Annotated in this window: 17 protein-coding genes and 2 tRNA genes; 9 read left to right on the top strand and 10 right to left on the bottom strand. The window is 65.3% G+C overall.

The genetic code is table 11. The features are described from left to right. Positions 1–350 precede the first annotated feature (350 nt). From QTH91_RS02430 to QTH91_RS02410, 5 genes are read right to left on the bottom strand one after another with little or no spacing between them, the layout of a single operon-like run. Positions 351–1,781, bottom strand: a complete 1,431-nt coding sequence (locus QTH91_RS02430; protein ID WP_286658444.1) for an aldehyde dehydrogenase family protein — start codon at positions 1,779–1,781, stop codon at positions 351–353. A 19-nt stretch (positions 1,782–1,800) separates the two neighbouring features. Next, a complete protein-coding gene (locus QTH91_RS02425; protein WP_286658443.1) occupies positions 1,801–2,688 on the bottom strand; it encodes a TauD/TfdA dioxygenase family protein in 888 nt (295 codons plus the stop codon). A gap of 47 nt (positions 2,689–2,735) precedes the next feature. After that, positions 2,736–3,488 (bottom strand): ABC transporter permease, encoded by a 753-nt coding sequence (locus QTH91_RS02420; RefSeq protein ID WP_286658442.1) that lies wholly within the window; start codon positions 3,486–3,488, stop codon positions 2,736–2,738. Next, entirely contained in the window at positions 3,478–4,284 is an 807-nt protein-coding gene (locus QTH91_RS02415; RefSeq protein WP_286658441.1) for an ABC transporter ATP-binding protein, read from the bottom strand. Before QTH91_RS02415 ends, QTH91_RS02420 begins: the two co-directional genes overlap by 11 nt. Continuing rightward, positions 4,281–5,276, bottom strand: a complete 996-nt coding sequence (locus tag QTH91_RS02410) for an ABC transporter substrate-binding protein (protein ID WP_286658440.1) — start codon at positions 5,274–5,276, stop codon at positions 4,281–4,283. Before QTH91_RS02410 ends, QTH91_RS02415 begins: the two co-directional genes overlap by 4 nt. A 126-nt stretch (positions 5,277–5,402) precedes the next feature. Between QTH91_RS02410 and QTH91_RS02405 the strand changes: the two genes are divergently transcribed. Next, positions 5,403–6,059 carry a Crp/Fnr family transcriptional regulator gene (locus tag QTH91_RS02405; RefSeq protein ID WP_286658439.1) on the top strand — a complete coding sequence of 219 codons (657 nt, stop codon included), beginning with the start codon at positions 5,403–5,405 and terminating at the stop codon, positions 6,057–6,059. Between the two features lie 45 nt (positions 6,060–6,104). Here QTH91_RS02405 and QTH91_RS02400 read toward each other — a convergent pair. Together QTH91_RS02400 and hrcA are read right to left on the bottom strand one after the other, a co-directional pair. Then, a tRNA-Ile gene (locus tag QTH91_RS02400) sits at positions 6,105–6,181 on the bottom strand. 14 nt (positions 6,182–6,195) lie between these two features. Beyond that, entirely contained in the window at positions 6,196–7,206 is a 1,011-nt protein-coding gene (hrcA, locus tag QTH91_RS02395; protein WP_286658438.1) for a heat-inducible transcriptional repressor HrcA, read from the bottom strand. A 32-nt stretch (positions 7,207–7,238) separates the two neighbouring features. Between hrcA and QTH91_RS02390 the strand changes: the two genes are divergently transcribed. The 4 genes from QTH91_RS02390 (at position 7,239) to QTH91_RS02375 (ending at position 11,335) form a co-directional block, all read left to right on the top strand. Next, complete coding sequence (locus QTH91_RS02390) at positions 7,239–8,144, top strand: NAD kinase (protein ID WP_286658437.1); 906 nt, start codon at positions 7,239–7,241, stop codon at positions 8,142–8,144. A 1-nt stretch (position 8,145) separates the two neighbouring features. Then, positions 8,146–9,852, top strand: coding sequence for a DNA repair protein RecN (gene recN, locus QTH91_RS02385; protein WP_286658436.1), 1,707 nt, complete (start codon positions 8,146–8,148; stop codon positions 9,850–9,852). A 40-nt stretch (positions 9,853–9,892) separates the two neighbouring features. Then, positions 9,893–10,759, top strand: coding sequence for an RNase adapter RapZ (gene rapZ / locus QTH91_RS02380; RefSeq protein WP_286658435.1), 867 nt, complete (start codon positions 9,893–9,895; stop codon positions 10,757–10,759). Positions 10,760–10,927: 168 nt separating this feature from the next. Next, positions 10,928–11,335 carry a DUF5339 family protein gene (locus QTH91_RS02375; RefSeq protein ID WP_286658434.1) on the top strand — a complete coding sequence of 136 codons (408 nt, stop codon included), beginning with the start codon at positions 10,928–10,930 and terminating at the stop codon, positions 11,333–11,335. Between the two features lie 95 nt (positions 11,336–11,430). On the opposite strand, the gene mutY is transcribed toward QTH91_RS02375, so the two are convergent. The 3 genes from mutY to mutM all read right to left on the bottom strand — a co-directional run bounded on the left by mutY (position 11,431) and on the right by mutM (position 15,474). Further along, the gene (gene mutY, locus QTH91_RS02370) at positions 11,431–12,486 is read right to left on the bottom strand and encodes an A/G-specific adenine glycosylase (protein WP_286658433.1); all 1,056 of its coding nucleotides are present in this window, start codon (positions 12,484–12,486) and stop codon (positions 11,431–11,433) included. A 52-nt stretch (positions 12,487–12,538) separates the two neighbouring features. After that, positions 12,539–14,500, bottom strand: a complete 1,962-nt coding sequence (locus QTH91_RS02365; RefSeq protein ID WP_286658432.1) for a dynamin family protein — start codon at positions 14,498–14,500, stop codon at positions 12,539–12,541. Positions 14,501–14,655: 155 nt separating this feature from the next. Continuing rightward, positions 14,656–15,474 (bottom strand): bifunctional DNA-formamidopyrimidine glycosylase/DNA-(apurinic or apyrimidinic site) lyase, encoded by an 819-nt coding sequence (mutM, locus tag QTH91_RS02360; RefSeq protein ID WP_286658431.1) that lies wholly within the window; start codon positions 15,472–15,474, stop codon positions 14,656–14,658. Between the two features lie 98 nt (positions 15,475–15,572). Here mutM and QTH91_RS02355 point away from each other — a divergent pair, with 98 nt between their 5' ends. From QTH91_RS02355 to QTH91_RS02340, 4 genes are all read left to right on the top strand, one after another. Further along, entirely contained in the window at positions 15,573–17,408 is a 1,836-nt protein-coding gene (locus QTH91_RS02355; protein WP_286658430.1) for a tetratricopeptide repeat protein, read from the top strand. Positions 17,409–17,542: 134 nt separating this feature from the next. Continuing rightward, a complete protein-coding gene (locus QTH91_RS02350; RefSeq protein WP_286658429.1) occupies positions 17,543–17,920 on the top strand; it encodes a lipoprotein insertase outer membrane protein LolB in 378 nt (125 codons plus the stop codon). 13 nt (positions 17,921–17,933) lie between these two features. Continuing rightward, the gene (gene ispE / locus QTH91_RS02345) at positions 17,934–18,827 is read left to right on the top strand and encodes a 4-(cytidine 5'-diphospho)-2-C-methyl-D-erythritol kinase (RefSeq protein ID WP_286658428.1); all 894 of its coding nucleotides are present in this window, start codon (positions 17,934–17,936) and stop codon (positions 18,825–18,827) included. Between the two features lie 41 nt (positions 18,828–18,868). Continuing rightward, positions 18,869–18,945, top strand: a tRNA-Gln gene (locus QTH91_RS02340). Positions 18,946–18,989: the final 44 nt, after the last annotated feature.

Raw genomic sequence — 18,989 nt, 5'->3', positions numbered from 1 at the left:
GGTCGGCGCGTTGAAGCGCACGAAACAACATGCCGAGCACCGCTGGTGTCCGGGGTCATTCAAGGCGCAAGGTTCGATTTTGATAGCGAAGACGGCCCGCGTGCGCGCGGTTCTTCGGTGTAGGAGGCGGTGAGCCTTGTCCTACGCGCCTTCAACGAGGCCATCGCGCGATGCTTCAGGCCTGTGCATGCGGCGCACCAAGGTGCTTCAAGCAAACCGAGTGCGCGTGATCGGTTTTCGTGCGGCGCGCAAGACGGCACTGCGCGCAACGCCGCGCTGGCGTTACGCGCAGTGAGCAAATGAAACGGAAGCAGCCGTGTCCGGCGGACGACGGCTGCGAGAGGCCATGCTCAGGCTTGGGCGTGCCCCATGACAGCCTTGACTTCGAGGTACTCGCGGAAACCGTGCTCACCCCATTCGCGACCGTTGCCCGATTGCTTGTAGCCGCCGAATGGCGCGCCAAAGTCGGGACCGGCACCGTTGAGGTGGACCATGCCCGTGCGCAGGCGTGCTGCCACTTTCTGGGCGCGCTCAAGGCTTGCCGACTGCACATAGCCCGACAGGCCATAGGCGGACGCGTTGGCCATCCGGATCGCGTCTTCTTCGGTGTCATACGGCAGGATCACGAGAACCGGACCGAAGATTTCCTCGCGCGCGATGGTCATGTCGTTGCGCACATCGGCGAACACGGTGGGTCGCACGAAATAACCCTTGGCGATGCCTTCGGGGCGACCGGGGCCGCCAGCCACCAGCGTTGCGCCCTCTTCCATACCCGCGCGGATCAGCGACTGGATGCGGTCGAACTGAAGCTGGCTGACCACCGGGCCGATGTGCATGCCATCGGCAAGTGCGTCGGCCGTCGGCGTTGCCTCGGCGGCAGCCTTGGCGGCGGCAATCGCTCGGTCCTGCAAGGCGCGCGGCACGAACATTCGCGTAGGCGCGTTGCAGCTCTGGCCGGAATTGACGAAGCACGTCTGCACGCCCTGCGCCACGGCAGCCTCCAGGTCTGCATCGTCGAGCACGATGTTGGCGGACTTGCCACCCAGTTCCTGCGTCACGCGCTTGACCGTATCGGCCGACGCCTTGGCCACCGCGATGCCCGCGCGCGTGGAACCGGTGAAGGTCATCATGTCGATGTCGGGATGCGCGGCCATGGCCTGGCCCACCGAGGGACCGTCGCCGTTGACGAGGTTGAAGACGCCCGGCGGCACGCCGGCCTCGTGGAGCACCTCGGCCACCAGAATGGCATTGATCGGCGCCACCTCCGACGGCTTGAGCACCATCGTGCATCCGGCGGCCAGTGCGGGCGCCACCTTGCACATGATCTGGTTGATCGGCCAGTTCCAGGGCGTGATCATCCCCACCACGCCCACTGCCTCATGCCGGAGCACCGTGGTGCCTTGCGTCTGCTCGAATTCGAAGTTCTTGAGCACCTGGAGCGTCTGCGACAGATGCGCCACGCCCACGGCCGCCTGGGCCGCCTTGGACAGCCACAGCGGCGCGCCCATCTCCTGCGAGATGGCCTGCACGATGTCGCCGAAGCGCTGCTGGTAGACGCCGAGAATCTTCTCCAGCAGATCGGCCCGCTCCTGAACGCTGGTCTGCGAGAAGGTCTCGAACGCACGACGGGCCGCCGCCACGGCCTTGTCGACGTCCGCAGCACTGCCCATGCTGATGCGGGCGAAGGGCTCCTCGTTGGAAGGGTTGATCACGTCGAGCGTGCGCGGCTCGACCGGGTCGACCCATTGGCCGTCGATGTAGAAGCGAGTGTGTTGTTGCATGTTCAGTGTCTCCGCCAGTTCAGGAATGTTGGGCCGCAGGCGTCTGCGTGTTGAAGGTGACGCGCTGGTTCACGCGGTGATGCGGCCAATAGTCGGCGACGGCGTAGTGCTGGGTGCTGCGGTTGTCCCAGATCGCGATGCCACCGGGCTCCCATTGGTGATGCACCATGAACTCGGGCCGCTGCAACCAGCCGAGCAGGAACTGCAGCACGCCGCGCGCTTCGTGCCGGTCGATGCCGACGATGGCGCGCGTGAAGTCGGCGTTCACGAAGATGCACTTGCGGCCCGAATCCGGATTGACGCGCACCACCGGATGCAGCACCGGCTTGGCCGCCTTGATCGCGGCGATCAGCGCTTCCTCGCCCTTCTGGCCCAGGTATTCGCGAAAGCCCGAGTGCTCCCAGGTGTGCATGGCCTGCAGGCCTTCCAGGTACTGCTGCATGCCGGGCGACAGCCAGTCGTAGGCCTTGCTGGTGCTGCTCCAACAGGTGTTGCCTCCCGCGGGCGGGGTGACGGTGATCTGGATGGCCGTTCCCAACGGCGGGTTGAGCTTCCAGCTGATGTCGGTGTGCCAGTTGTCGATCGCCGGCGGGCGCTCGCGGTCCGAGACGATCATCTCCATCTCGGGCACCTCTGCATTGCGGTCGAAGTAGGAGCCGGTCGACAGCGGCCCGAAGACCTGCCCCAGCGCAACGTGCTGCTGCGGCGTGATCGTCTGGGGCTTGAAGAAGATGACCTCGAAATCGAACAGCGCCTGGCGAAGCTCAGCTTTCACGGGCTCGGAAAGCGGCTTCGTCAGGTCGACCCCTTCGATCCACGCCGCGAAGTTGGGCATGCGAGGAACGGGGCGGATGTGCTTGTAGCGGCTGTCGATGTCGATCAGCGTCATCGGGGTGGTGTTGGCCATGATGAGATCTTTCGAGAAAGTGGAACGAGACGTTGGGAGCGGGCGCGCTACTGCCAGTGCAGCAGGCGCTTTTCAAGCCAGGACATGAAGCGCACGATGCTCACGCCCAGCAGCGCAAGCACCAGCAGCAGCGCCATCACGCCGTTGATGTCGAAGGTGGAGCCCAGGTAAGCCAGCGTCTGCCCGAGGCCTTTCTCGCTGGCGATGATCTCGGTGCCCACCACGCCCAGCAGCGCGTAGATCAGCCCGAGCCGGAGCCCGGAGAAGATGACCGGCACCGCACCGGGCAAGGTGACCTCGAGGAAGGTGGTCCATGCGCCGGCGCCGAGCGTGCGGCAAAGCGTCACGTGGTCTTGGCTCACGCCGCGGATCCCGGCCACCGTGGCCGACAGGACGATGAAGAAGGTCAGCGAACATCCCACGGCCACCTTGCTGCCCAGCCCGATGCCGAACCACAGGATGAACAAGGGTGCCAGCGCAATGCGCGGCATGACGTTCAGCGCATTGAAGTACGGGTCGGCGAATCGCTCCGCGTTCGGCCAGCGCACGAATGCAAGGCCGACCGCGAAAGCCGCTGCGCTTCCCAGCAGGAACGACGAGGCGACGCCGGCCAGCGTCCAACCCAGGTCGACCCAGAACTTCGACGTGGCCAGCGCATGCCACAGGTATGCAATGACGCCGCTGGGCTGGCCGAAGAAGGTCGGGTCGAGCCAACGGCGTGTGGCCGCGTACTCGGCCATCCCAAGCAGGACGGCGAGAAAGACAAGGTGCAACGCACCCCACTGAAGCCTACCCTTCATGATGAACCCATCCCGACTCGAGGTGCGACCACAGCGCGCTGTAGAGTTCATGAAAACGCGGTGACTTCTGCAACTCGCGAATCGAACGCGGGCGCGGCAGGTCGATCGGAACATCGGCAATGATCCGCCCGGGCCGGGACGACATGACGACGACACGGTCGGACACCGCGACGGCCTCAGCCAGGTCGTGCGTGACGAACAGCACCGAGCAGCTGTGCTGCTGGCAAAGGCGCAGCAGCAGATCTTGAAGCTGCAGCTTGGTCTGTGCATCGAGCGCGCCGAAGGGCTCGTCCATCAACAGCAGCGATGCATCCAGCGCAAAGGTGCGCGCCAGCGCGGTGCGCTGCCGCATGCCATGCGACAAGGCCTTGGGTAGTGCGCTCTCGTGCTGTGCCAAACCCACCTCGCCCAGCATGCGCCGGGCGCGCTCCAGCGCCTGCTGGCGTGGCGTTCCACGGACCCGCAGACCGAAGGCCGCGTTCTCCAGCGCCGAACACCAGGGCAGCAGGCTGTCTCGTGCCAGCATGTAGCCGATCTCCGGATGGCCGGTGCGGGGTGCGCTGCCCATGACGCCGATGTCGCCCGCGCCGGTGTGCGGCACCAGGCCCGCGCACAGGTTGAGCAAGGTCGTCTTGCCGCAGCCGCTCGGCCCGACGAGCGAGACGAACTCGCCGCGCTCCAGGCGCAGCGACACGTCCGCCAGCACGGGGCTGCGGCCGTCGAAGCTCAGGTGCAGGTTGTCGACCGACACGGCGCGGCTCGCGGCCGCGGCGTGATATGCACTCGCAGAGTTCATTGGGCCGCGAGCAGCTTGGACGTGTCGACCACCTTGCTGATCTGGCCGGTCGATTGCATGTACTGCGCGGCGTTCTGGAACGCCTTGGCATCAGCCTGGTAGTGGAACGAAGGCATCGAGTTGCGAAGCGCCAGCTCGAGGATCTTGTCGCCACCGGGCGCAGTGATCTTGAACGTGTCCTGCGCGACCTTGAGCGCCGCGTCGAAGTTGGCCGGCTTCTGCACGAAGTCCGCGGCCTCGCGCATCGCCTTGTCGTAGCCCGCGATGGTCTTCGCGTTCTTGGCAAGGAAGTCGCCTCGCACCACCTGCAGCATGGCCGCACCGGTGACGCTCAACACATCAGCCGGGCCCTGGCCCTTGCGTGGGTCAACCACCATCCGGCAAGCCTTGCTGACTTCGCAGAAGCCGTCCATCGGCGTGAACAGCATCAGCGCGTCGACCTGCTTCTGGCTAATGGCGGGAAACGCCGTGTTCGGTGCGCCGACGGCCACGATGGTCACGTCGTCCGCGCTCATGCCAGCGCCCTTGAGCAGGCTCACCAGCTGGAACTCGGCTGCGCTGCCACGCGCGGTCACGCCGATCTTCTTGCCTTTGAAGTCTTGCATGACGGCCGGGTAGCCCTTGGCTTCCGACGGCGTTTCCATGCCTGCCCCGGCCATCAGGAAGAAGATGGGCGCGACGGCGCCACTGCCGATGGCGCGGATGTCGGCGCCCTTGTTGGCCGCCTGAACCACCACTTCCGGGGGCGTGAAAGCGACGTCGAGGTCACCCGACAGCAGCGTCTGCATACCCAGCGGTGCCTGCGGAATCGTCTTCAGCTCGCACTTCAAGCCGTGCTTCTCGCAAAGCCCGTTGGCATTGGCGATCCGGACGAGGAAGTTGCCGATACCGGGATAGTCCTGGATGCGCAACGTGACGGGTTCCGCGTGCGCGCTGAGGGAAAGCGCCGCTGAGGCGGCCGCCGCCAGGGCGATCAGATGATTTCGAAGCATGTGTCTCCTTCGTGAGGGTGTTCGCGGCACACATCTTTGGTGTGCAACGCGATTACAGAACTGGAACCCACCGCAAATTGCGCCGCGGGTGACAATTCAGGTGTCAACCCGAAGATCGGTATCCCTATGTCGTCCGCGTCGAATGATCGCTATCGCGTAGACCTGCTGGCCAACCTGCCCGCGGCGTCGAGCCGGCGTCTGATGGCGCTCGGCATCCGGCGCTCCTTCCGGGACGGCCAACTCATCCAGAAGCGAGGCGACTCCGCCCAGCACGCGCTGGTGCTTCTGTCCGGGCGGCTGCGGTCGGTGGGCTACACCGGCGGTGGCGTCGAACAGCTCAGCAGGTGGATGGAGAGCGGCGAGGTCAGCGGGTTCAGCTCCGTGCTGGGCGACGCCCCAGTCCCGGTCGACCTGATCGCCGAGGGGAAAGTGGAACTGCTGATCCTGCCTCGTCAGCCGCTGCTCGAATTCCTGGCCGAAGATGCCCTGGTATCCCTTGCCGTTGCAAGAGCGCTCAGCCTGAGGGTCAACGAACTGTTCGACATGATCTTCATCCGCGCGGAAGAAAGCTTAGGCGCGCGGGTCTGGGCGACCTTGCAACGCCTTGCCGCCGAGAACGGCCAACGCGGCGCCGGCGGGGTGATGCTGCGCATTTCCCAAGGCGACCTGGCCCGCGCCGTCGGAGCGTCGCGCCAGAAGGTGAATCTTCAGTTGCGCCAACTCCAGACTGAAGGGCGCGTGCGCCTAGGCTATCGCTGGATCGAGGTAGTCGATGGGGGGTGATGCTCCGGGCTGAAGACAGCCGCGCAGCATGAAAAGGCAATTCGGTGGTAGGCCGTGCTGGGCTTGAACCAGCGACCAACGGATTATGAGTCCGCTGCTCTAACCAACTGAGCTAACGGCCCGAGTGGCGCCGATTCTACTTTCGATGGCTGAGCGCATTGCTCACCAGGCGCGACGTGATGTCGACGATCTGGATCATGCGTTCGTAGGGCATGCGCGTGGGGCCGATCACGCCCAGCGTGCCGACCACCTGGCCGTCCACCTCGTAGGGTGCGCTCACGACGGACAGCTCATCGTAGGGAACGACCTGGCTTTCGCCGCCGATGTAGATGCGCACGCCCTCGGCACGGCTCGAGACATCCAGAAGGCGCATGAGTTGCGCCTTCTGCTCGAACAGGTCGAATGCACGCCGCAGCTGCCCGAGGTCACCGGAAAAGTCGCTGACCGAAAGCAGGTTGCGTTCGCCAGAAACGATGACCTCGTCTTCTTCGCTCAACACCTCCGAACCGACCTGAACAGCCGCCTTCATCAGCGCCGCGATCTCGCCGCGAAGCGTCTCGACCTCGGACTGCAGCCGCTCTCGCATCTGCTCGATCGACAGGCCCGAATAGTGGGCATTGAGGAAGTTGGACGCCTCCACCAGTTCAGACTGGCTGAAGTCGACCTCCGGGAAGATCACCCGGTTTTGCACATCGCCGTCGGGCGAGACGAGAATCACCAAGAGCCTGCGTTCTGACAGCCTCAGGAACTCGATGTGCCGAAAAGAGGTCGATCGACGTGGTGCCATCACCACACCGACAAACTGGGACAGACTGGACAGCAAGTTCGCCGCGTTGGCGATGACCTTCTGCGGCTGATCGGGCGCCAGCGTGGGCCCCAGGCCGGAAGCCATGGCGTCACGCTGTATCGTCAACATCGTGTCAACGAACAGGCGGTAGCCTCGGGCAGTGGGAATGCGGCCGGCGGAGGTGTGGGGGCTGACGATCAGGCCCATTTCCTCCAGGTCGGACATCACGTTGCGGATCGTGGCCGGCGACAGTTCGAGACCGGGAATCCGGGACAAGGTGCGCGAGCCGACCGGCTGGCCGTCCGCGATGTAACGCTCGACCAGCGACTTGAGTAGAAGGCGTGCGCGATCATCCAGCATCGTTCGATCATTTTAGTGATGTAATTTCTTGTATGACCCGGCGTTTTCGGCATGTTGCGCTCATCGGCAAGTACCAATCCATTGGTGCGGGCTCGCGCTCGTCCGGCAGTGCGCCGCCCGACGAGGTACTGGACGGCATCGGCCGCTTCCTGCGGGAACAGGGTTGCGAAGTCTCCATCCAGAAATGCGCGTTCGAAGGCTCCAACACCGCCAGCTATCGCCAGTTGAGCCTCGAAGAGATCGGACAGCAGTGCGACCTGGGCCTGGTGGTGGGCGGCGACGGCACCATGCTCGGGATCGCCAGGCAACTCGCCACCTACGGCGTGCCGCTCATCGGCATCAACCGCGGCCGACTGGGTTTCATCACGGACATTCCCCTCGATGGTTATCGCGGCGTTCTCGAGCCCATGCTGGCCGGCGAGTTCGAGGAGGAACGACGCAGCCTCATGCTCGGTCAGGTGATGCGAGGCGACGATCTCGTCTTCAAGGCCCTGGCCATGAACGACGTGGTGGTCAACCGCGGCGCCACGTCGGGCATGGTGGAGTTGCGAGTGTCGGTCGGAGGCCATTTCGTTGCCAACCAGCGGGCCGACGGCCTGATCATTGCGTCGTCCACGGGATCGACCGCCTACTCCATGTCGGCGGGCGGTCCCATCATGCATCCCGCCGTCGACGGCTGGGTGATGGTGCCGATTGCGCCGCACACCTTGTCGAACCGGCCGCTGGTGCTGCCGGACGACGAGGTGATTTCCATCGAGCTGGTGGCCGGCCGCGATGCCAGCGCCAATTTCGACATGCAGTCGCTCGCCTCGCTCGCGCATGGCGACCGCATCATCGTGCAGCGCTCGGACCTCGACGTACGCTTCCTGCATCCGAAGGGATGGAGCTACTTCGACACGTTGCGCAAGAAGCTGCATTGGAACGAGGGAGGTTCCTGATTTGGCCCTGCGAAGGATGACGCTGCGCGATTTCGTGATCGTGCGCGCGCTGGACATCGACCTGTCCGAAGGCTTTACCGTACTGACGGGTGAGACGGGCGCAGGCAAGTCGATCCTGATCGACGCGCTCCAGCTCGCGCTGGGCAGCCGTGCCGATCCGGGCGCCGTGCGGGAAGGCGCTCAACGCCTCGACGTCAGCGCCGAGTTCGATCCCGACCCCGCCCTCGCCTCCTGGCTCGAAGAAGGCGGATTCGAGAGTGCCGACGCCGATGCCGATGCGCTGCTGCTGCGCCGCACCGTCGACACCCAGGGGCGCAGCCGAGGCTGGATCAACGGCAGTCCGGCGACGGCCGCGCAACTGCGCGAGTTGGGTGAGCGCCTCGTGGACATCCACGGGCAGCACGCCTGGCAAAGCCTGACACGGCCCGACTCGGTCCGCCAGCTGCTCGACGCCTACGCCGGCGCGCGCCAGGACAAGCTCGATGCGCCCTGGCTGGCTTGGCGCCAAGCCACCGCCGCTCTCGAATCGGCACGCGAACAGCAGGACACGCTCTCACGCGAGCGCGAGCGCTTGCAATGGCAGATCGGTGAACTGGACAAGCTCGCACCCGCGGAGAACGAATGGGAAGAGCTGGCAACCAGCCACAGCCGGATCTCGAACGCGCAGTCTCTGATCGACGCCGCAGAGGGCGCGCGCATGGCGCTGGAAGATGACGAACAAGGCGCGCTGGCGGCGCTCAACCGCGCACTCGGGCTGCTGCAGGCCAGCGAACACATCGAGCCCGAATTCAAGGCGCTGGCCGAAGTGCTCTCGTCCAGCGTGGCGCAGGCGGCGGACGCAGTGCACAGCCTCAGCAGCTATTTACGGCATGCCGAAGTGGACCCCGATCGCCTGGCCGAACTGGACGCCCGCATGGGCCAATGGATGTCGCTGGCGCGGCGCTATCGTCGCCCCCCCGACGAACTGCCTGCGCTCCTGGCCGGCTGGAAAGACGAGTTGAAGGCGCTCGACGCAGCGGCCGACCTGGCTGCACTGGAGCAGACGGAGCAAGCAGCGCGGGCGGCCTACATGAAAGAGGCCCGAGCCCTTTCCAAGATCCGGCAGACCGGCGCGCCCAAGCTGTCAGCCGCCATCACCGAGGCCATGCAGGGCCTGGGCATGAAGGGCGGGCGTTTCGAGGTCAGCCTCGCGCCGCTGGCGCAGCCCGGTCGCTCAGGACTCGAAGAAGTCGGATTCCTGGTCGCCGGGCATGCAGGAAGTACACCGAGGGCCATTGGCAAGGTGGCTTCGGGCGGAGAGTTGTCGCGCATCGCGCTGGCCATTGCGGTCACGACCAGCCGGCTCGGCGAGGCCCGCACGCTGATCTTCGACGAAGTCGATTCAGGCGTGGGGGGTGCCGTTGCCGAGACGGTGGGGCGCCTGATGCAGCAACTCGGCCGTGACCGGCAGGTGCTGGCCGTCACCCACCTGCCGCAGGTGGCCGCCTGCGCCGATCATCATCTCCAGGTTTCCAAGCGCGAGGCCGGGTCGGCCTCTAAATCGGGCGGGGAACCTCGAACCGAAAGCAGCGTCATTGTTTTGAAGGGCGACGCTCGCGACCAGGAAGTCGCCCGGATGCTGGGCGGAGAGCGCGTGTCGGCCACGACGCTGGCCCACGCGCGCGAAATGCTCGGCAAGAAGCCGGCCGAACCCGCGCGCGCCGCCTGACCTCCTCGTCCTGACTGCAAACCACCGACCCTATCGCCAGATGAGCCCGGAAATTCTTCTCATCACCGGCATGTCCGGTTCCGGCAAGTCCGTCGCACTGCATGCGCTTGAAGACGCCGGCTATTACTGCGTCGACAACTTGCCGCCCGAACTGTTGTCAGCCTTCCTGGCGCTGGAGCGTCCAGCGCAGCCGGTGGCCATCGCGATGGACGTGCGCAGCGGCCAGTCATTCCCGCTCATTCCGCAGCAACTTCAGACGATGCGCAAGCAAGGCGTGGTTCTGCGTTCGCTGTTCCTCGATGCGACCACCGATGCGCTGGTGCGCCGCTTTTCGGAAACACGGCGCAAACACCCGTTGTCGCACAGCGAGGCCGAGGTCGAAGGCCCTGAGCGATTTCGCTCGCTGGTGCAGGCCATCGAACTCGAACGCGAGTTGCTGGCCGACCTGCGCGACGGCGCGGACATCATCGACACCAGCCTGATCCGCCCCGCCCAACTGCAGAGCTACATCAAGGACCTCGTGGCGGCGCCGCACAGCACGCTCACGCTGGTCTTCGAATCGTTCGCCTTCAAGCGCGGCGTGCCGCTCGACGCGGACTACGTCTTCGATGTGCGGATGCTGCCCAACCCGCACTACGTCCCCAACCTTCGCCCGCTGACGGGCCGTGACGAGCCGGTGATCGACTGGCTGCGCGAGCATGACGAAGTGCTGAAGATGTTCGAGGACATCGAAGGATTCCTCGCCCGATGGCTCGACGCCATGGCGCGCGACCATCGCAGCTACGTAACCGTGGCGATCGGATGCACGGGCGGACAGCACCGTTCGGTGTTCCTGGTCGAGCAGCTTGCCAGGACCTTCGGCGCACGCTGGGCCACCATCAAGAGGCACCGCGAGATCAGCGCCTGATTTCACGCGGGCGTGGCGCAACGGGTCGTTCGAGCGCCTGTCCGTCGAAGGTACGCACCTAGAATGCTTGTCGCAGCGCGGCGCCATGCCGTGACTGCAAGGGAGTTGGTCTGCGATGCGATGAAGGTCGCAAGCTGGCCATGCACAACATCTAATGAAAGTTCTCGAATGAACAAGCTTTTCGCTGTCCTTCCCCTCGTTGCCGCACTCGCGGCCTGCAACGGCGGGGATTCCACACCACCCGCGGCGGCGCCAGCGCCTGCTGCCGAAGCTCCTGCCACTGCACCTGCGCCAGCGGCCGCAACGGCGGCGGCTGCTCAGAACACCACGCCCGCAGCCGCGCCGGCCGCCACCGCTCAGACTGAGGTCGACCTGCCGCAGGAATGTCAGGACTATCTGGCAAAGGTGTCTGCATGCGTGTCCAAGCAATCCGGCCCCGCCGCCGATGCGATGAAGACCGCCATGGAACAGGCCAAGTCCTCGTGGGCCGCGATGGGCGCCAAGGAACAGATTGGCGCCGCATGCAAGGCCGCTTCGGACGCGTTCGCCGCCCAAGCGTCGGCCATGCAGTGCTGATTCAGCGTTCGCATCCCTGACGTTCAGACGCCAGGGTTGAGAATCGGGCGGCGTTCGTCCTCAGAGCGCCGCCCCGCACTAGTCGCCCGCGGCGCTCAAGGCATTCTGGTCGCGAACTCCGTCAGCAAACGCCTGACCGGCGTCGGCAACCCCAGACCGACCCACATCTTTTCATCGGCCCACGTGCCGCCAATCGAAAGACACGCAGCACGGTCGCCCGGTACGTCGCACAAGACCGGATGAAGGTGCAAGTCCTTGTGTGTGAGCACATGCCGGAACGCAGGCACGTCGTGCATTTCTCCACCAGTGCCGGACTCGGCCATTGCAGCTACTAGCGCCTCTCTCGAATCGAAGGCCGGCAACGCATGCAAGCCTGCCCAGATGCCCTTCGACGGACGCTTTTCCAGCCAGACCCTGCCGTTTCCATCCCGCGCCAACAGCAACCACAACGATTGCGAAGTCCGCTTGAGCTTGCGCGTCTTGACGGGCAGGCGGGCCTGCCAACCGCGCTCGCGCGCCACGCAATCGAGCCGTACGGGACACGCTTCGCACAGCGGTCCGCGTGGCGTGCAAACGGTGGCTCCCAGATCCATCAAGCCCTGGGTGTAGCTGGCGATGTCGGCAGGCCGATCTGCGGGCGGCAACAGGCCGGTGGCGAGGTTCCACAGGGCCTTTTCGTGGGTGCTCGAGGCCAGGTCCTCGTCGAAGCCAAGCCAGCGTGCCAGCACGCGCTTGACGTTGCCGTCGAGGATGGCCACCCGCTCACCGAAGCAGAACGCCGCAATGGCCGCAGCCGTCGAGCGGCCGATGCCCGGCAGCGTTGCCAACTCGACCGCCGTGCGAGGAAAGGCACCATCGAATCGCGCCATGACTTCTCTCGCGCACCGATGCATGTTGCGGGCGCGGCTGTAGTAGCCCAGTCCGCTCCACAAGCCCAGCACCTCGTCTTCATCGGCACGCGCCAACTCGGCCACAGAGGGAAAGCGGGCCAGGAATCGATCGAAGTAGCCGAGCACCGTCGAGACCTGCGTCTGCTGCAGCATGATCTCCGAGAGCCAGACGCGATAGGGGTCGCGCGTGTTCTGCCAGGGCAGCGTGCTGCGCCCGTGGCTGGCCTGCCAGCGCACGACGCGCGATGAAAAATCGCTCACCGAGCCGTCCGCGTCGCGACCCGAATCTTCCGGACGAAGGGGCACCGTGCGTTCAAGCCACCCGCAATGCGGGGCGCGTCCCGTCGGTCATGGCCGCGTCCTGGCTCGTCAACAGCGTCGTCAGTTCATTGAGGCGCTCGCCGAGTTGCTTGAGCGCAGCTTCCTGCGTCGAGATTTCTTCGAGGCGCTCCTCCAGCCCACCCGCCGCGTTCTGGATGCGTTCGACGGCCTCGATGCGCTTGCCGAAATTGCGGCGCCGCTCCTTGAGCTGGGCGTCCAGTTGTGCGCCAGCGCCCTTGCTCCAGCGTTCCACCTCGGTCATGGCCGCTTCGTTGACCACGCGCAGCCGGCTGGCCAACGCCCGCACCAGCTTGTCGCAAAAATCGGGCTGGGCAAGCTTGAGCATGTTGCCCACGCCCAGGTACTTGAGGTGGCTTTCCTCGATCTGGCTCAACTGCTTGACGAACCCGCTCAGGTCCGGCTCGGCGGGCGCGAGCAGAGAAAAGCCATGCTCCGCGTTGAGTTGGCGAAAGGTCGCGTTCAACATGGCCTGGATCTCGGCCGTCGTCGCCTGCACCTCGCGCAGATTCCCGCGCAGCGTGTCGAAGGTCTCGCCGTAGATCTTGCGCAGGTTGAGCTTGATGCCGGGGCGCTTGAGCGAGGCCGCCAGGCGCCCCATGTCCGCCTTCAGCGCCGTGCTGCCAAGGACGGCGTACACCTCGCGCAAAAGCTTGCTTTGCACCGAACGCAGCGCCAGGATGCGCGAATTGCTGTTCTCGAATTCCGACTGCTCACCCTCGATGCGAGTGCGCATGTGTCGGATGACGCTCACGTTCTTGCCACGCAGGCCTTGCAGTTCGAGTGCCTGCTCGGACAAATCGCGCGCGCGAACCGTCAGGATCCGCTGCGCCTCGTTGCGCAGCGCGGTGATGCCGTTGTGCACAGCCTGCCGCAGCACTTCCTCGCGGCGACCGAGCAGGCCCTCGCCCAGCACGGACTCCAGTGCAGGCAGGCGGCTGGCCTGGAGCAGCGGCCCGTCTCGCCGGATCTTGGCCTGCAAGCCCTTTTGCGCCGAGACAGGCAGCACCTGCGAAATGGAAACATCCAGCACCTTGGCCGACGCAGCGCATTGGCGCTCGATCTGGCGTTCCACTTCGGCTGGGCTGTTGAGGATGTCCCACAGCGTGTCGATCTTGTTGAGCACCACGATGCGGGTGTCGTTGCCGTCGCCCTCCGAGATCAGGTGCTCGCGCCACATCGACAGGTCGGAGCGCGTGACGCCGGTATCCGCACCCAGGATGAAGACTACTGCATGGGCCTGTGGAATGAGGCTGACGGTCAACTCGGGCTCGGCGCCGATCGCATTGAGACCAGGCGTATCGAGGATGACCAGCCCCTGCTCCAGCAGCGGATGCGGCATGTTGAGCACGGCATGACGCCAACGTGGAATTTCGACCCGGCCTTGCGCATCGGGCGTCGGGTTGTCCTCGGGAGCTGCGTCGTTCCAGAAGCCCAGCGCCCGAGCACGTTCTAGCGGCACCCAATCGACCTCGGCGACCTTCTGCATGGTCTGCGCCAGAGACTCGGCATTGCGCACGTCGATGGGGAACTGGGTCCAGCGGTCCGGGCTCTCGCGCCAGTAGCTCAGCGCATGCGGTTCGAGCCGTGTCTCGATCGGGAGCAGCCTCAGGCTGGGCTTGACGGTTGCGTCATAGCCCAGCTCGGTCGGGCACATGGTGGTGCGGCCCGCGCTGGCCGGCATGATTCGCCGGCCATAGCTGGCGAAGAAGATCGCGTTGATCAGCTCCGACTTTCCGCGCGAGAACTCGGCGACGAAGGCCACCATGATCTTGCTGGTTCGCATCTGCGATTCCAGCTCGCGCAGACGATCCTCGACCGCCACGTCCAGCAGCTCGTTTTCCTGCAGCCAGCCCGTCAACCACTTGAGTCGATGGGCAAAGTTGCGCCGCCAGGTGCCGTGCTGGTCGAACTGCTGATTGAAGGATGTAGCCAAGGTGGGTCTGACCGATATGTAAATGGCGACTTACAAAATATAGCACTCGGTGTCTGGAGGCGATACCGCAAACCGTCGACAAGGCGGGACTTGCGTTGCTATCGCGCCCTCTTTTCCCTGCTGAGCCAGAAAAGAGACCGCCGGCGATCGGCGCTCTAGGTCTTCTGGCACTTCGGGCAGTAGAAGGTCGATCGCTGTCCTTGACGCATCTGTCGAATCGCAGTGCCGCAGACACGGCAGGGCTGGCCAGCGCGACCGTACACCATCGCTTCGAGTTGAAAGTATCCGCTCGCTCCGTCGACATTGGAAAAGTCACGCAGGGTGCTGCCGCCCCGCTCCACGGCGCGCGCGAGGATGTCGCGCACCGCGTCACGCAGGCGCGCCGCCCGTGGTCGGCTCAACCGCGTCGACGTCAACGTCGGGCGGATGCCGGCCGAAAACAAGGCCTCCGATGCATAGATGTTGCCGACGCCCACCACCACGTCGCCCGCCAGCAGCACCTGCTTGATCGGCGCCCTTCGGCGGCGCAGCCCGGCATGAAAGGCATCCAGCAGGAAATCGTCACCCAGCGGCTCCACGCCCAGACCGCCCAGCAACTTGACCGCCTGCGGGGCGCCTTCGGCATCGGCGTACACGACAGCGCCGAATCGCCGCGGATCGTTCAGGCGCAGGATGCCCTGGCTGGTCACAAGGTCGAAATGGTCGTGCGCGCCGGGCTCCGGCAGGGTGGGGGCGAAGCGAAGGCTGCCCGACATGCCCAGGTGGATCAGCAAGATGCCGGTCGGATCGAGGTCGACGAGCAGGTATTTACCGCGCCTGCGAACGGCCCGAACCCAGCGCCCTTCCAACGCGTCCACCGCGATGCCCAGCGGCCAGCGCAGCGGCTTGCCCAGGCGCACCGCATGCACCTGCGCCCCTGCAATGCGGTCGGAAAAACCCCTGCGCGTGACTTCGACTTCTGGTAACTCGGGCATTGGATGGCAGACAGTTGGGTGCCGATCGCGCGCGCGATTCAGGCGTTTGGCAATACCGCCAACATCGTCGGTAAATAGGCTTGGATTATTATGGTTCGATGACTCTTTCGCCCCGCCGATTCCGCCTTGCGGCGGTCGCGTTGCTCTCGCTGAGCGCGTGTGCCCAGTACGCGCCGCCACCCTCCTCCTCCACCCCGCCCGCGACACCTCCGGCGGCTGCAACGGCTGCCGCCCGCACCGCGAGCGCCGCCGAAAGCGCTGCCGGCAAGCCATCGCCGGTCAAGGACGTCGCCCAGCCTTCGGCCATGACGGCGCAGACTTTCTATGAAGTACTGGTAGGCGAGCTTTCGCTGCGCTCCGGCGATCCGGGCGCGGGCTTCAACATGCTGCTCAGTGCGGCCCGCCGCACGCGTGACCCGAGCCTTTTTCAGCGTGCCGCCGAAGTGGCGTTGCAAGCGCGCTCCGGCGAAGCCGCGCTTGAAGCGGCGCGCATCTGGAAAACAACCCTGCCCGAGTCGCACGATGCCCGACGGCTTGAACTGCAGATCCTGATCGCCCTGGGGCGGCTGAGCGAAACGCCCGATCTGCTGAAGGCCGAGTTGGCCTCCACACCTTTGCCCGAGCGGCCGGCGCTGATGAACATCACGGCCAGCACATTCGCTCGTGCGAGCGACAAGAAATTGGCGGCCGCCATGCTGGAGCAAGGTTTGGCCGACCAGGTCAAAGATCCTGCGACATCCGGTGCCGCCTGGGCCGCGATCGGCCGGGTCCGACTGGCTGCGGGCGACGAAGCCGGCGCGCTCGACGCTGCGCGCAAGGGCTATCAGGCCGATCCAAAGGCAGAAGGGCCGGCGATGCTGGCCCTCGAACTGAGCAGCGAGGGCGATCAGCCGCAAGCCGACGCCCTCCTCCAGCAGTACTTGAGCAGCAAGGATGCCAGCACCAACGTGCGTGGCGCCTATGCCCGCACGCTGGCCCAGGGCGGCCGGTACGACGAAGCCAGCCAGCAGTTGCAGAGCCTGACTCAGGAGCGTCCCGATCAGGCCGAGGCCTGGTTGCTGCTCGGCACGCTCCAGGCGCAAGCCCGGAAGGACCAGGCGTCCGAGGCCTCCGTCAAGCGCTATCTGTCCTTGTCCGAGAAGATGCCCGAGGCGGCCCCCAGGGCCCGTGGCGAAGCCCAAGCCTATTTCGTGCTCGCTCAATTGGCGGAACGCCGCAAGGACTACGCGGCCGCTGCATCGTGGCTCGACAAGGTCGACAGTCCGGATGACGAAACCGCCACGCAACTGCGACGGGCGGCTCTGCTGGCACGCCAGGGCAAGATCGACCAGGCCCGCGCGCTCATCCGGCAATTGCCGGACGACACGGCCGACCAGCGCCGCCAGAAACTACAAGCCGAAGTGCAGTTGCTGCGCGACGCCAAGCGTTACCAGGAAGCCTATGACCTGTTGGCCAAGGCCAGCGCCGCATCGCCGACCGACGGCGACCTGATCTACGACCAGGCCATGATGGCCGAGAAGCTCAATCGCCTCGACGACATGGAGCGCCTGCTGCGCCAACTGATGGTGATCGCGCCCGACAACCAGAATGCCTACAACGCCCTCGGCTACTCGTTGGCCGATCGCGGGGTTCGCCTGGAAGAAGCGCGCACGCTGATCCGCAAGGCAGTCTTGCTGGCCCCGGAAGACCCATTCATTGCCGACAGCCTGGGCTGGGTCGAATTCCGACTTGGCAACCACGCCGAGGCAACGCGCATCCTCGAGGCCGCCTACAAGAAGCGTCCCGATCCCGAGATCGCCGCTCACCTGGGCGAAGTGCTCTGGACCACCGGACAGCGCGATCGCGCCGTGCAGGTGTGGAAGGAAGGCCTGGCGGCCGACAGCGATAACGACACCCTGCAGCAGACTCTCAAGCGGCTGCGCATCAAGCCGTGACGAGCGCCCATCGGCGAAGGCTCGCTCTTGGGGCCCTGGGCGCCCTTGTCGTGCCGGCTGGCGCATTGCTCTCGGGCTGCGCAACACCGGTTTCGTCGGCACGCGCGGGAGCCGGCGGGCATTGGAGCGGCCGCATGGCACTGCGCGTCGACGGGGATTCGCCACAGAATTTTTCCGCGCTGTTCGATCTGCGCGGCACGGCGGACACCGGCGAGTTGCGCCTGACCAGCCCGATCGGCAGCACGTTGGGCCTGGCACGCTGGTCACCCGCCGAAGCCGTCCTCGACAACGGCAGCCGCACTTATCGATTCGATACTGCCGGCGAACTCATACGCGCCGCCACCGGCGCCGACATTCCACTGGATGCCCTGTTCAGCTGGCTGGCCGGCCAGGACAAGTCCGTGCCCGGATGGCGCGCGGACCTGAGCCAGGTCGACGCGGGGCGCATCAACGCCTGGCGCGATTCGCCGCTGCCTCGCGCGGAACTGCGCGTGATCTTCGACACTCCTTGAGCTTCCCGCGCCCATGAAGGCCTTGTACGACTTGCCCGCGCCGGCCAAGCTCAACCTCTTTCTGCACGTGACCGGGCGACGCGCGGACGGCTATCACCTGCTGCAGTCTGTCTTCATGCTGATTGACTGGTGCGACACGCTTCACATCGAAAGGCGCAGCGACGGCATCTTGTCGCGCGAGGACCTCGAAGCACCCCTGCCTGCTGACGACTTGGTGCTGCGCGCCGCGCGTGCGCTGCAGCCTCTGGCGCCGACCGATGCCGGGGCGCACATCGCGATCGCCAAGCGCATCCCGGCTCAGGCCGGAATGGGCGGAGGCTCTTCCGACGCGGCCACCTGCCTGCTGGCGCTCAACCGGCTGTGGGACTTGAACTTGCCCCTGTCCCGCCTGGAAGCCATTGGCCTGACGCTCGGAGCCGACGTGCCCTTCTTCCTGCACGGCCAAAACGCATGGGTGGAAGGAATCGGTGAGAAAATCACGCCCGTTCAATTGCCGCAGACCCAGGTCGTGGTGGTTCGCCCCAATCAAGGCATCGACACAAGATCAATTTTTGTTGCGGACGACCTTGAGAGGAACACAACACGTGCTACAATCTCTGGCTTTGCTGCATGTTGCAAACAAGACGAACATGAACTGTTCGATTTTGGGAGAAACGACTTGCAGCCGGTTGCCCAAAGGCTCTGCCCCGAGGTTTCCCAAGCCATCGATTGGCTGGGCGCCAAAGGTCTCAAGGCCCGGATGACTGGTTCAGGCAGCGCAGTCTTTGCACCCTTGGTGCCAAGCGCGCGGGCAGCAAATCTGCAGGAAGCAGACCTGTCCGATGCGCCGAAAGGCTGGGCAGTCCGCCAGTGCAGGAACATGTCGGTTCATCCCCTGGCCGGGTGGGCAGACAGCGACAATTCATAGGTCGGCGATTTCGCTCTTCGAGCGGTATCGACGTCCCGTGTAGGGGAGTCGCCAAGTTGGTTAAGGCACCGGATTTTGATTCCGGCATTCGAGGGTTCGAGTCCTTCCTCCCCTGCCAGATAAACTAGTCTCGACGCAAGTGCGGCCCCCTGGGGCCACCAG

Source organism: Variovorax dokdonensis (genome assembly GCF_030316895.1).
In the GTDB taxonomy this organism is placed as follows: Bacteria; Pseudomonadota; Gammaproteobacteria; order Burkholderiales; family Burkholderiaceae_C; genus Variovorax; species Variovorax dokdonensis.
The sequence above is the reverse complement of the archived record's forward strand: the minus strand, read 5'-3'. Positions and strand labels throughout refer to the sequence as shown.

What these genes read in the sequence shown, in the direction of transcription:
- hrcA (WP_286658438.1), bottom strand. Translation starts at nt 7,206, where the DNA reads ATGCTGGATGATCGCGCACGCCTTCTACTCAAGTCGCTGGTCGAGCGT.
- QTH91_RS02430 (WP_286658444.1), bottom strand. Translation starts at nt 1,781, where the DNA reads ATGCAACAACACACTCGCTTCTACATCGACGGCCAATGGGTCGACCCG.
- QTH91_RS02410 (WP_286658440.1), bottom strand. Translation starts at nt 5,276, where the DNA reads ATGCTTCGAAATCATCTGATCGCCCTGGCGGCGGCCGCCTCAGCGGCG.
- QTH91_RS02405 (WP_286658439.1), top strand. Translation starts at nt 5,403, where the DNA reads ATGTCGTCCGCGTCGAATGATCGCTATCGCGTAGACCTGCTGGCCAAC.
- ispE (WP_286658428.1), top strand. Translation starts at nt 17,934, where the DNA reads ATGAAGGCCTTGTACGACTTGCCCGCGCCGGCCAAGCTCAACCTCTTT.
- QTH91_RS02425 (WP_286658443.1), bottom strand. Translation starts at nt 2,688, where the DNA reads ATGGCCAACACCACCCCGATGACGCTGATCGACATCGACAGCCGCTAC.
- rapZ (WP_286658435.1), top strand. Translation starts at nt 9,893, where the DNA reads ATGAGCCCGGAAATTCTTCTCATCACCGGCATGTCCGGTTCCGGCAAG.
- QTH91_RS02350 (WP_286658429.1), top strand. Translation starts at nt 17,543, where the DNA reads ATGGCACTGCGCGTCGACGGGGATTCGCCACAGAATTTTTCCGCGCTG.
- QTH91_RS02390 (WP_286658437.1), top strand. Translation starts at nt 7,239, where the DNA reads ATGACCCGGCGTTTTCGGCATGTTGCGCTCATCGGCAAGTACCAATCC.
- QTH91_RS02415 (WP_286658441.1), bottom strand. Translation starts at nt 4,284, where the DNA reads ATGAACTCTGCGAGTGCATATCACGCCGCGGCCGCGAGCCGCGCCGTG.
- mutM (WP_286658431.1), bottom strand. Translation starts at nt 15,474, where the DNA reads ATGCCCGAGTTACCAGAAGTCGAAGTCACGCGCAGGGGTTTTTCCGAC.
- QTH91_RS02355 (WP_286658430.1), top strand. Translation starts at nt 15,573, where the DNA reads ATGACTCTTTCGCCCCGCCGATTCCGCCTTGCGGCGGTCGCGTTGCTC.
- QTH91_RS02420 (WP_286658442.1), bottom strand. Translation starts at nt 3,488, where the DNA reads ATGAAGGGTAGGCTTCAGTGGGGTGCGTTGCACCTTGTCTTTCTCGCC.
- QTH91_RS02375 (WP_286658434.1), top strand. Translation starts at nt 10,928, where the DNA reads ATGAACAAGCTTTTCGCTGTCCTTCCCCTCGTTGCCGCACTCGCGGCC.